14 protein-coding genes are annotated in these 11,216 nt (G+C 62.4%); 5 read left to right on the top strand and 9 right to left on the bottom strand.

What is annotated here, in order from left to right; all coding sequences use genetic code 11:
• On the top strand, window positions 1-414 hold a 414-nt coding region (locus IWX65_RS16495), incomplete at its 5' end, for a TVP38/TMEM64 family protein (protein WP_196884603.1).
• Entirely contained in the window at window positions 407-1,036 is a 630-nt protein-coding gene (locus IWX65_RS16490; RefSeq protein WP_196884601.1) for a CDP-alcohol phosphatidyltransferase family protein, read from the top strand. The genes IWX65_RS16495 and IWX65_RS16490, both read left to right, overlap by 8 nt.
• A gap of 46 nt (window positions 1,037-1,082) precedes the next feature.
• Here the strand turns inward: IWX65_RS16490 and IWX65_RS16485 are convergent, their stop codons facing one another.
• Entirely contained in the window at window positions 1,083-2,516 is a 1,434-nt protein-coding gene (locus IWX65_RS16485) for a dihydrolipoyl dehydrogenase family protein (RefSeq protein WP_196884599.1), read from the bottom strand.
• Between IWX65_RS16485 and IWX65_RS16480 the strand changes: the two genes are divergently transcribed.
• Entirely contained in the window at window positions 2,506-3,264 is a 759-nt protein-coding gene (locus IWX65_RS16480) for a class I SAM-dependent methyltransferase (RefSeq protein ID WP_196884597.1), read from the top strand. The two genes, IWX65_RS16485 and IWX65_RS16480, sit on opposite strands and share 11 nt — an antisense overlap.
• Before the next feature lie 84 nt (window positions 3,265-3,348).
• Here the strand turns inward: IWX65_RS16480 and IWX65_RS16475 are convergent, their stop codons facing one another.
• From IWX65_RS16475 to IWX65_RS16465, 3 genes are all read right to left on the bottom strand, one after another.
• Window positions 3,349-3,651, bottom strand: coding sequence for an antibiotic biosynthesis monooxygenase family protein (locus IWX65_RS16475; protein ID WP_196884595.1), 303 nt, complete (start codon window positions 3,649-3,651; stop codon window positions 3,349-3,351).
• Between the two features lie 46 nt (window positions 3,652-3,697).
• A complete protein-coding gene (locus tag IWX65_RS16470) occupies window positions 3,698-4,072 on the bottom strand; it encodes a thioredoxin family protein (protein ID WP_196884593.1) in 375 nt (124 codons plus the stop codon).
• A gap of 81 nt (window positions 4,073-4,153) precedes the next feature.
• Entirely contained in the window at window positions 4,154-4,804 is a 651-nt protein-coding gene (locus IWX65_RS16465; protein ID WP_196884591.1) for an isochorismatase family protein, read from the bottom strand.
• A gap of 218 nt (window positions 4,805-5,022) precedes the next feature.
• Here IWX65_RS16465 and IWX65_RS16460 point away from each other — a divergent pair, with 218 nt between their 5' ends.
• Window positions 5,023-5,328, top strand: a complete 306-nt coding sequence (locus tag IWX65_RS16460) for a DUF427 domain-containing protein (RefSeq protein ID WP_334683953.1) — start codon at window positions 5,023-5,025, stop codon at window positions 5,326-5,328.
• A 171-nt stretch (window positions 5,329-5,499) separates the two neighbouring features.
• Here the strand turns inward: IWX65_RS16460 and IWX65_RS16455 are convergent, their stop codons facing one another.
• The 5 genes from IWX65_RS16455 to IWX65_RS16435 form a co-directional block, all read right to left on the bottom strand.
• Window positions 5,500-6,174, bottom strand: coding sequence for a haloacid dehalogenase type II (locus IWX65_RS16455; RefSeq protein ID WP_196884589.1), 675 nt, complete (start codon window positions 6,172-6,174; stop codon window positions 5,500-5,502).
• A 4-nt stretch (window positions 6,175-6,178) separates the two neighbouring features.
• Window positions 6,179-7,000 carry an alpha/beta fold hydrolase gene (locus tag IWX65_RS16450; RefSeq protein ID WP_196884587.1) on the bottom strand — a complete coding sequence of 274 codons (822 nt, stop codon included), beginning with the start codon at window positions 6,998-7,000 and terminating at the stop codon, window positions 6,179-6,181.
• Window positions 7,001-7,394: 394 nt separating this feature from the next.
• Window positions 7,395-7,994 (bottom strand): ECF RNA polymerase sigma factor SigK, encoded by a 600-nt coding sequence (gene sigK, locus IWX65_RS16445; protein WP_334683952.1) that lies wholly within the window; start codon window positions 7,992-7,994, stop codon window positions 7,395-7,397.
• 233 nt (window positions 7,995-8,227) lie between these two features.
• A complete protein-coding gene (locus IWX65_RS16440) occupies window positions 8,228-9,478 on the bottom strand; it encodes a ZIP family metal transporter (RefSeq protein WP_196884583.1) in 1,251 nt (416 codons plus the stop codon).
• A complete protein-coding gene (locus IWX65_RS16435) occupies window positions 9,475-10,533 on the bottom strand; it encodes a multicopper oxidase domain-containing protein (protein ID WP_334683954.1) in 1,059 nt (352 codons plus the stop codon). Before IWX65_RS16435 ends, IWX65_RS16440 begins: the two co-directional genes overlap by 4 nt.
• A gap of 118 nt (window positions 10,534-10,651) precedes the next feature.
• Here IWX65_RS16435 and IWX65_RS16430 point away from each other — a divergent pair.
• Window positions 10,652-11,216, top strand: a 565-nt coding sequence (locus IWX65_RS16430) for a metal-dependent transcriptional regulator (RefSeq protein WP_196884581.1), incomplete at its 3' end; no start/stop codon positions are given.

The following is an 11,216-nucleotide window of genomic DNA, read 5'->3' as shown; positions in this document are numbered from 1 at the left end:
CTGGCGATCGTCTACTGCGCGGCGCTGCTGGGTGCGTCCGCGGCGTTCTGGCTGGGACGCGCCCTGGGCCGCGACGCTGTCGAGAAATTCACCGGAACCCGGGTGGAAAAGATCGACGCCGTGCTCAGCAAGCGCGGGTTTCCCGCCGTTGTGGGGGTCCGGCTGGTTCCGGTGCTGCCGTTTACCGCGATCAACTACTCCGCCGGACTTACCGCCCTGGGTTGGTGGCCCTACTTCTGGGGTACGATGCTCGGAATTCTTCCCGGGACTGTGAGTTTCCTCGCGCTCGGTGCTTTCGGCCTTGAGTTCGGTTGGCCGGCGCAGGCGGCCACGGCGGCCCTCGGTCTGCTCACCCTTGCGGGGCTGATCGTCGCCGTGCGGTCGAGGCGCAACAACAAGGCACCCCGTGTTTGATACGCGCCTTCGGTTTCTCCTCGCACCCGCGCTCGATAGCGCTGCGGCCCGCCTGGACGTACCGTGGATCACCCCGAACCGCCTGACCGGGCTCAACCTGGTCCTCGGGCTTGCCAGTGCCGGCCTCGCAGCCGGCCAGATGTGGTTTCCCGCCCTGGCCGCCTGGCTGCTCTGCCGGGTCGCGGACGGGCTCGACGGGCCACTTTCACGGCGCAGGGCGCAATTAGAGACTGCGAGAGCGGATGCGGGGCAGGGTGGGTTCTGGGATATCTCCGCCGATTTTGTGGTCTACGGCGCGACAGTGGTCGGGGTAGCCATTGGAGCTACCGCAAGTTTTGGCGCCCCATGGCTTCCCTTCCTGCTGGTGTTGTTCGCCTACTACATCAACGGCAGCGTGTTCCTGGCCTACTCCTCTCTCGCGGAGAAAAGCGGCCGACAGATCGATGACGGTCGCTCGTTGTCCTTCTTGGGCGGCCTGGCCGAGGGCGCGGAGACCGTCCTGATTCACAGTGTCTGGCTACTCTTTCCAGCTGCGGCCTGGCAGATCGCTTCCGTGTGGGCGTTCCTGGTCCTGGTCAGCGCCACGCAGCGGATCGTGGCCGGTTACCGGCTGCTGCGCTGACATCCCCTCCCCGACTCTGCCTCCGCCCCCGAGCGTCGAGTCGGGTTCAGGACCGCCGGTTGCGCCAGCGGTTGAATTTCACCAGGCCGGTCATCGCGGTGCGGACCAGAGGCGATTCGAGCGCCGTCCGGGCATCGGCGATGGCCGCGTTCCACAGGGCGTCGTTGAACGTGGGGTATGGGTGGGTGACGCCGGCGAGGTCCCGGGTGGTGAGCTTCTGGTGCACGGCAAGCGTCAGTTCGCCCAGGGATTCCCCGGCCCGGGGTCCCACGATCGTTCCCCCGAGGATCCGTCCGCCCTTGCCGATCACCAGGCGGGTGAAGCCCGAAGTCTGCCCCTCGGTGATAGCCCGATCCGAATGGGCGTGCAGAACGGTCGAGATGGTTTGACCCTTGCCCTCAGCCGTGGTTGCGCCGACGGCGGCAACCTCGGGAGAGGTGAAGGTGACCCGGGGAACGATGGTGCTGACCGACCGGTGTACGCCCAGGACGGCATTGGACGCTGCGGTGCTCGCATACACCCCTGCCAGGTGGGTGAAGTCGGGGTGCGGAGTCACATCTCCCGCCGCCCAGATCCTCGGGTTGGACGTGCGCATTCCTGAATCCACCACCACGTGACCGGCGGAGTCGCACTCCACGCCTACATGCTCGAGCCCCAGTCCTTCGGTGCGGGCCTTCCGACCTGCAGCGATCAGGATGACGTCAGCATCGAATACGCGTCCACCACTGGTGTGGACGACGCTTCGCGGATCGCCACCGCTGCTGTTGCCGTCCTCGGGAACCGTGCTGATGCTTTCGGTCTCCACGCCTTCGACGATTTCCACGCCGTCCTTCTGCAGGCTGTCCCGCACGATCGCCGCGGCGTCGCGGTCCTCTTTCGGTAGGATCTTCGAACGCACCAGCATCACCACGGCCGAGCCGAGCCGGGCGAAAGCCTGCCCCAGCTCGCAGGCGATCGGGCCTCCCCCGATGATTACCAGGCGCTGCGGAAGTTCCTCTAGATCCCATACGGTTTCCGATGTCACCACGTGTGCCTTCGCCGAGCCGGGAATCGGGGGCACCAGGGGTGCGCTGCCGGTCGCAATCAGCGCCTGCCGAAAGCGGACCGTTCTCCCGTCGACGTCGGCTTCACCGGGAGCCGTGAACCGGACTGTACCGGTCAGAACTGACGCACCGACGGAATCCAGCGACGCCGGAGAATCGTCGGGCTCGATGGCAGCGATGGCCTGCGCGATGCGTGCCCGCACCTCTGTGAAAGCCGCTCCACGGCCACCGAGGGCACGCTCAGCCGCCGAGCTCCTCGCGGCGGAGAGCAGAGTCTTGGACGGAACACACCCCGTCCACAGACAATCCCCACCCGTGCGGGCGTATTCGACCAGGACCGTGTTCGCACCGAGCCGGGCCGCGGTCTTTGCTCCCACGATCCCGGCCGTACCACCACCGACCACCAGCAAATCGATGATCCCATCCGTGCGTTCCATCAATTCCTACCTCGTCAGTCGAGTCCTGCTGATTTCTCTTCACCATAAGCTAAAGGCACTGCGGCCTACCCCGCCGTTGTCCATTCCCATACTGGAAGTGATTCTGATCGCCGAGAGATACCGCAGCTTCGCACCCTTGTACGACCTGTTCTCCGCCGAATGGCCCGTGTATCGGGCGGGCAGGAAACTCGGCATCGACTCCCTGGGGCTGCAACCTGGAAACCAGGTCCTCGACATCGGGTGCGGGACCGGACTGAATTTCGGGCTCCTCCACCGACGGATCGGACCCGAAGGCAGGATCGTGGGCATCGACCGCAGCCCGGATATGCTTGCCCAGGCCCGCCGAAAAGCCACCCGCAATCGCTGGACCAACATCATCCTCATTGAAGCGGACGCCACCACGCTCACACCGGCTGACATATGCGCCAGCATCGCCGTTCAGGGAGGGCGCGAGCATTCGGAGGCTGCACTGGCGACCTATGCCCTGTCCCTCATGGCGGACTGGGAAACCGCCTGGACCAACATGATCCTTCTGAGCTCTCCTGGCGCTTCCATGTCCGTGGTGGACATGCAGGCCCCCACCGGTGTCTATTCCCTCGCAACCCCACTCGCCCGGGTTGCATGCCGCCTCGGCGGAGCCGACATCACCGCACACCCCTGGACCGGGGTCGAACGCGACTGCGACGACATACAAGCCGCCTCCGCACGAGGCGGGCACCTCCAAATTCGCACCGGCCGCCGCCGGTAGCACTCCCCGATCCGGCATCCCATGTCTCCTGGCGATTGAAGGCCGTGAGGCCGCAAGGAAGTGCGGCTGGGGACGGACTACCGATTATCCGGAGGGTGGAAGGGGTGTGCCTTCGAAGTGGATCATATCCAGGGACTCCACGTGCGGTCCGAGCAGAGCCAGAACGTTGCGGCCCTGCTCCGTTTCGGGAAAGACCTCTGTGTGGTCAGTCAGCGTGTCCCATCCCACACGGAGCAGGTAGACCTGTGGCTGGTCAACGCTGCGGTGCAGGTCCACTGACCGGCATCCGGTCGCTGCCAGGAGGTTCTCGCGAATAGCGGGGTACGTCGTCTGGAAGTCCTCATGCCCGTCCTGGCGAACGGTGAGCTGTGCGTGTTCGAAAATCATATGATCCTGTTGACCTTTCGTGTCCTGATGTTTGAGAGGTGAGTTTTTAGCTGTTGACGCCGGCGTTTTGCGCGGCAAGGCCGGCATGAATGTCTTGCATATTGAGAGCTTTGACTTCGGTGATGACCTGTTCCAGTGCCGTGAAATCCAGTGCCCCGGGCTGCGAAAACACGAGGACTTTCTCACGGAAGGCCATCAGCGTCGGGATGGAACTGATACCCGCCTTCGCCGAGAGCTCCTGTTCGGCCTCCGTGTCGACCTTCGTGAAGGCAATATCGGGGTGCTTCTCCGAAGCTGCACTGTAGGTCGGGGCGAAACTGCGGCAGGGTGCGCACCAGCCCGCCCAGAAATCGATCAGGACAATCTCATGGTCATTGAGTATGGTTTCGAAGGTTTTCTCGGTGATGTCAACGGTTGCCATCGTGGCTCCTTATCGTGGGGCGCACCAAGCATCAGCCTGATGCATTTCCTTATCAGTGTCAGGGTCAGGGTTGGGTGAGGGTCAGGCTGCGAAGGAGGCGACGGCCTCGTCTGTGGTGATGACGGCACCTGCGATGTAGTTGAAGTTCGTCAGCGCAGCGGCGTAGCCGTCTCCCAGTTCAGGGTGTTGCGCCGCTGCTGTGGCGTCCGCGACGACCGCCACGTCGAAGCCCTGCTCCAGCAATTCCCGCAGGTGACTCTCGATGCAAAGATTGGCGGACATTCCTGCCAGAACGACCTTGCTGATGCCGCGTTTGCGCAGTTGGAGGACGAGGTCGTTCTGTTCCGGCCCGTACACCTTGTGGGGGCTGCAGATAACGGTCTTCCCGTCCTGGATGTAGGGCTTGTACTGCTCCAACCAGTCAGCACCGGATCCTTCGAATCCCTCCAGACTCAAGGGCCCAGGCCGGTCGAACATCCCGATTTCGTGCATCTTCTTTTCCAGCGTCCCACCGAATTCCCACTGGTGATCCTGCGGAAAGTAGTAGTGCGGGGAAATGAAAACCTTGTACCCGGTGGTTTTGGCGGCCGCGAGCAACTGGTCGATGTGTTCAACCGTGTTGTTCTCCCGCACACTATTGCCGACCAATTCCCACGTCACCCCGTCGGGGCTGAGGAAATCATTCTGTGGATCTGTCAGCACAAGCGCTGTTGTCGAATTATCGAACGTCACGGCTCTCCTTAGGTGGTGATAACGACGGTCCCTGATCTTCAGGCCCCTTCGTACGCTAGGCACCGGTGAACGATAGTTCTGTAACCCAGGACACCGTGAGCCAGGCCCCGGCGGTCCTACAGTTGCGGAAGAAACCCCCGGACCGCGAAAAACTCCACGGCCCCAGGGACACCAACACCCGGTCAGGCAAAGCTGGCCGGGCCACAGGGAAAGGAACCATGATGGCAAGAGCGCTGTGGAACGGAGCGGTCATCGCCGAGTCCGAGGATATTGTGGTGGTCGAGGGCAACAGCTACTTCCCCATGGACGCGGTCGACCAACGGTATTTCAAGGACAGCGACATGTACTCTGTCTGCCCGTGGAAGGGTAAGGCCAGTTACCGCACCCTTGAAGTGAACGGACAGCAGAACACGGACGCCGCCTGGTTCTACCCCGAACCAAAACAGCGGGCACTACCGATCAAGAACCGTGTCGCCTTCTGGCGCGGCGTCACCATCGAACCCAGCAGCGACACACCTCAGTGACACTGACAGCGATCACTCCACCAGGCCATCCTGTCCTTCTACCTGGCCGGAGAACATGAAGTGGGCTCCTGCCAAATTTTTGGGTCATAACTGACGACGCGCGTCATTTTTGCCCCCAGGGCCTGCGGGCCCGGGGGCGATAGGTGATCCGGTCCGGAGCTGCAGCCTGTTTCAGGACCCGGAAAGTTTCCCTGCCAGAGCCACCAGATCTTCGGCTTCAATGTCGGGCGCGGTGAAATAGGAAGGGTAGGAAGCCCCGGTGCGGTTGATCCACGCGGTGCGCAGACCGGCGGCGTTGGCGCCGTGAATATCCCAAGGGTGCACAGCGACGAGTAGCAGCCGGTCGACGCTCTGCCCGATCTCCCGGGCCGCATAGTCATAGGCTTCGCGAGCAGGTTTCCACCGGGGCGCGTCCTGAACACTGAGGAACCGGGAGAATTCGTCTTCGACGCCACCCCGGCTCAGAAGGGATTCCGCCACCGAGGTAGCACCGTTGCTGAGTGTCACCAGCTGGGTGATACGGCTGAGCGCCTTGATCCCGGGTGCGGCATCCGGGTGCAGGGAGAGGTTCTTGAACACGCCCATGATCGCTTCGACCTGCTCCTGGTAGTCCCCCGGTCCTGAGGCCTGGGTCAGGAGGCGGGAAAGACTGTCGGTGGCAAGGTCAGCGAAGGCAGGGTTGTCCCCGGCCGAGGTGAGGGCGAACCCGTCGCGGAGGACTTCCGTGAACCACAGTCGGGCAAGGGAAGCAGGTACCCCGGCGCGGGTGAACGCGTCAGCAAGAGGGCCCATGTCGGACAGGGTTTCGTTGACGTCGAAAACGATGACGGACGGCGTGGTGAACATAGGGCTAGTCCTTCCGGGCTCCTGTAAGGAGCGAGTTGATGGCATCGGCGATGTCCCGCGGATGGTCTTCGGGAGTGAAATGCTTGCCTCCGGGTATCCGGGTCAGCTCCGCTCCGAGGTCGGCGGCCAACCGCTCCCCATACCCGATTTTCTGGAACGCGTCGGCTTCACCCCACACCACCCGTGCCGGCAGATCCAGGCCCACCAACCGGTCCGAAATATCCAGGGTGTCCTGGACATCAAGTGCGGCGACCTGGCGCATCATGCTCCGCGCCGCGCCATGGGACACGTACGGTCCCCAGTGCTCCGCGAGGGATTCCAGGGCAATATTCCGGTCATCGTGGCCGCGGTGAACCAGCTGGACGAATGTCGGGTACATCAGCACCTGAGGCAGGAACGCCAGCACCGGTGCCACACGCTGCATCGCCTTCACACTGGGAATGGGCCACGAGTCATAACACACGGAGTTGGTCAGGACCAGGCCCGCGAAGCGCTCAGTTGCACGCACGGCGGCGATCTGCGCAACGCCCCCGCCGAGATCGTGGCCAACGAGGACCGGCGGTTCCTCCAGGTCAAGGGATTCGATCCACTCCAGGAGATATCCGGCCTGGGCTGACAGACTGAGGTCACGGTCCCTCCCGTCGGGGATGCTCGATCCATAGCCGGGCATCTCCCATGCCAGCGTCCGCCCGTCGACCAACGGCATCACGTGGCGCCAAAGCCGCGACGAGGTCGGAATCCCGTGTACAAGAACAACCGGCCTGCCCGTACCGTGCTCCACCCAGCGCGCGCTCATACCGTTTACTGTCGTCGATCGTGTGTCCACAGGATGCTCCAATCACCTCGCATAGCGTCGCTCTTCCAAGACGACGGCGGGACGGGCCCGCACTGCCAGCCTAACCAGACCGACAGGCTCTGATAAGGGCAACCCCAGCGTGTGTACACCGTCTCACGCCCTTCTTGGTCTCACCCGGATGTTCCCTCTTCGCTGCTTCGGGTTGATACACCGAAGGCCTTGGACCAGCAGTAACCTCTCACCAGTTCACTACCCACCGGTTGCAACGCAACCCCGACCTAGCAACTCGGTACTGAACGTGTCGCGGTGAAGCCCGCCCCTACGCAACACCTCTGGGCGGCCCAAAACATCACATCGACTGATTTTCGCGCTATGCAACCCAATGCATAGGCATGCAAACTCCGCCGTTGCGCTTAGGCATCGGCTAACGGGCGATGCGGCTGTCTGCGTTAAGGCAAGTGCTGAGTCGTTTGATGCCGTCCCGGATTCGTGTTTTTGCGGTGGCGGTGGGGATGCCGAGGTACTCGGCGACGTCGCTGTAGCTCAGACCGATGTAGAAGGCCAGATGGATCGCTTCGCGTTGAAGTGCAGACAGATCATCCAGACATGCAGTGACGGTTGTAGCCTCGTCACGGGCGAGGACGGTTTCGGACACGTGGTCGTAGTCAACGTCCTGGTGGGTGATGCCCCACTGAAGAGCCCTCACACGGTGGGCTTGTTCCAGTCGGACTTTGTCGACGGCTTTACGGTGGGCGATGGTCAGGATCCAGGACATCGCAGTGCCCTTGTTTGAATCGTAGCGGGCTGTACCTCCTTGCCAGAGGGCCAAGAACACCTCCTGCGTGGTGTCCGCGCTCATCCCAGCGTCCACGATGACTTTGCGCACCAGCCCGTACACCCGGTGTGAGCAACGCCGGTACAGCTCATCGAAGGCTTCTTCGTCCTGTTCTCCGACACTGCACAGCAAATCGGCTAGCTCAGATGACGATGGGTGAGAGGGGTTTGGTGAGTTGGGAGCAACCATGCGGTGAGGGACCTTCACGCTGAGATGATGCGATGCCAGAAATACCAGCGGGTGGGTTGACGGTGCTCTCCCCCAGGATGAGCACCGGCAGCACAGGTGAGAGTGTCCCATCGGCAGCACCGCGGTGTTACTGCCCTCTCTAGTAGAAGAACCTAATCGGCTACAACGTCCTATTTGAAGCGCCGTAATCAATCTGCAACCATCAGGGGGGAGCCGCTTAGGCGGGTTTCTGGTCAGGTGATGACGAGGAGTCCGGTGGCGAACATGAAAATGAGGCCGGCGATGATGCCGCTTGCGGTGAGGGGTGTGAGGGTTCGTCCGGTGGTGTCTTTGAGCATGGGAAGGAGTTTGGTGGCGACTTGTCCCACGGCGCCGGCTCCGATGCCGAGTAGGAACGCGGCCAAGGTGGGTTGGTAGACGGTGGCTCCGATCAGTGCGCCGAGGATTGCTGGTGCTCCCGCGATGAGGCCGAGGATGGCGAGGCGGGTCAGTGGTGGGCGCTGTGAGGCCAGGGGTGTGACGATGGCGAGGCCTTCGGTGGTGTTGTGGATCGCGAAGCCGATGACGAGGGACGCGCCGAGGGCGAGGGAACCCACAGCGTAGGCGGATCCGATGGCCAGGCCTTCACCAAGGTTATGCAGTCCGATGCCGACAGCGATCAGCAGTGACAGCATTTGCGGCGACAATCGAGCGGGGTTTGCCATGCCGGCTGGTTGGGCGGGGTTTGCCGTGCCGGCTGGGTGGGTAGTTCGTTGGTGTGCCCAGCCTTCGATGCCTTCCAGGATCAGGTAGGCGGTGATGGCGCCGAGGAGTACGACGAGGGGGCCGCCGTAGGAGGCGTTGTCGCGGACGAGTTCAATTCCTTCGAGGGTGGCGTCGATGGTGAGGTATACCAGGAGGCCGACGGTGAAGGCGAGCAGACCGCGGATCCAGGCTGGTGAGGATCGGCGGACGAAGGGCATCCATAGCAGTCCGAGGCCGATGGGTATGACACCGACATAGATTCCCAGCAGCGCCATGAGCCCGAAGAAGGAGGTGCCTTTGTCCGGGCTGAGAACCGCTGCATCGATCGTGGCGTCCACTCTTCCACCGGCTGAAGTGATCAAGGAAATGTCGTAGGGATCACCCTGAACCCAGGGGTAGGAGACGGTGACGGTGTTGCTTTCCAGATGCGCCATCTGGTTCTCGCTCTGGGTGAACCCGGCGTAGTAGTCAGAGACGACGACCTGGGCGATACTGACCGGATCGGCGCCCTCATTGCGCACGGTCAGGGTGATCAGACCGTCGGTCAGCTCAATGTTTTCGACCACGACGGCTTCTTCGGGTGGCCTGTCGTCGCCGAGACCTGTCAGGCCGGGCGCATTGAGCAGGCTGAACAGTGCGATCAGGGCAGCGATCAACACCAGCGGCCCAAGGCCCAGGACCCAGCGGGGTATTTTCGTCCGTTTCTCCGCTTTGTGCGGGGCGCTCTCGAGGCGGGTCATGAGTCGCTGACCTCGAAAAAACCCATCCAGCCCAGTTCAGCGAACTCGGTTTTGTGGGCGTGGAACATGTACTTGCCCGGGTGGGGGAAACGCATCTCCAGGATCCCGCGTTGTCCCTGTGCCTGCATGATGGTGTCGGTGTATTCGCTCGGGGTCAGGGACGTCCCGGTCGGGTAGTAGTGGAAGAAGTTTCCGTGCATGTGGAAGGAGTTGATGGGGTCGTATTCGAGGATGTTGATCAGGTGGATGCGCACCAGTTGTCCCTTGGTAACCTGCACGGGGTAGTCCATGAAGTGGAACGGCAGACCGTTGACGGAGTAGAACTCGTTGTCATCTCCCCCGTCGGTGTTATAGCCGTTCATGACCATGATCATTTCGTCAGCCTCCGGTCGGCCGGCCTTGGGTTCGACGATGAACGCCCCGTAGAGGCCTTTGGCGATGTGCGGGGCCAGCGGTGACTGGTGGCAGTGATAGAGGTGGGTGCCAAACGGTTCGGCATCGAATTCGTAGGTGAAACGTTGGCCGGGCAGGATCGATCCGGCACCGATCCCGGCGGTTCCATCCATCTCGGCCCGGTGTACCCCGTGGAAGTGCATGGTGTGCGGGTGGGATCCGCCGTTGGTGAAATGAATGCGCAGCGCATCACCCTCCTGCGCCCACAAGCTGGGACCCGGAATCCTGCCGTTATACGTCCATCCCGGGAACATCACTCCCGGCGCGATTTCTATATCCCGGTCGTACGCCGTGATGTCCCATTCACGCAAGGTCCTGCCATCCGGCAAAGTACTGACGGTGCCTTTGTCGAAGTCACGCAGGATCGCCGTCGGATCGATACCTGCCCGTCCGGGGGAAACCGATCCCGATGGGAAGCCAGCATGCCCTGCATGATTGGACGCCCCGTCCCCCGTCATCGCGGTGTGGTCCATCGCCTCTGACTGCGCAACGGCCTGGCCCCGGCCGAGCATCGACAACGGCACTGCGGCCGCCGCTGCCGCACCGAAAAGCATCCCGCGCCGACTGGGCATCATTGATGCGGTGTGCAGAGGTCGCTTCATCACAAATCCAATTCTTCAAACATCCAAGTTCGCTTAGACTAACATCGAAGCGTAGTAGGCCGTACTAGCGATCTTGCTGGACCTAATTCCCCGGTTGTCCTGCGTTAGGCTTGGTTGCATGCCGGTATCCGACCTGACCAATTCCGCCCAGGACTACTTGAAACTCATTTGGACTGCCACGGAATGGTCGCCAACTCCGATCACGGTCACCGTTCTGGCCGAACGCATGGGAGTGCGGCCCTCCACCGCGTCGGACAGCATCAAAAAACTCAAGGACCAGGGTCTTGTGACCCACGCCCCGTACGGGACGATCGAGCTCACCCCTGCCGGATCCGCGCATGCCGTAGACATGGTCCGCAGGCACCGGCTCCTGGAAACATTCCTGGTCCAGGTCCTTGGCTATGGCTGGGACGAAGTCCATGATGAAGCCGAAGTCCTCGAGCACGCCGTCTCGGACACCATGATCGAACGCATCGACCAACGATTAGGGCATCCCACACGCGACCCACACGGAGACCCCATACCTTCCGCCGACGGCCAACCACACCGCCCCGGCGCCATCCAACTCCGCAACGCAGAACCGGTAAGTGAAGTAACCGTCGTCCGGATCTCCGACGCCGACCCCGCAATGCTCAGATACTTCTCCGACATCGGTCTCACCCCCGATACGCAGCTCACCATCC

Source organism: Arthrobacter sp. CAN_A214, from assembly GCF_015751955.1.
In the GTDB taxonomy this organism is placed as follows: Bacteria; Actinomycetota; Actinomycetes; order Actinomycetales; family Micrococcaceae; genus Arthrobacter_D.
The sequence above is the reverse complement of the archived record's forward strand: the minus strand, read 5'-3'. Positions and strand labels throughout refer to the sequence as shown.

Coding starts and splice junctions, on each gene's coding strand:
- IWX65_RS16485 (WP_196884599.1), bottom strand. CDS start 2,516: ATGGAACGCACGGATGGGATCATCGATTTGCTGGTGGTCGGTGGTGGT.
- IWX65_RS16475 (WP_196884595.1), bottom strand. CDS start 3,651: ATGATTTTCGAACACGCACAGCTCACCGTTCGCCAGGACGGGCATGAG.
- IWX65_RS16470 (WP_196884593.1), bottom strand. CDS start 4,072: ATGGCAACCGTTGACATCACCGAGAAAACCTTCGAAACCATACTCAAT.
- IWX65_RS16460 (WP_334683953.1), top strand. CDS start 5,023: ATGATGGCAAGAGCGCTGTGGAACGGAGCGGTCATCGCCGAGTCCGAG.
- IWX65_RS16455 (WP_196884589.1), bottom strand. CDS start 6,174: ATGTTCACCACGCCGTCCGTCATCGTTTTCGACGTCAACGAAACCCTG.
- sigK (WP_334683952.1), bottom strand. CDS start 7,994: ATGGTTGCTCCCAACTCACCAAACCCCTCTCACCCATCGTCATCTGAG.
- IWX65_RS16440 (WP_196884583.1), bottom strand. CDS start 9,478: ATGACCCGCCTCGAGAGCGCCCCGCACAAAGCGGAGAAACGGACGAAA.
- IWX65_RS16435 (WP_334683954.1), bottom strand. CDS start 10,533: ATGAAGCGACCTCTGCACACCGCATCAATGATGCCCAGTCGGCGCGGG.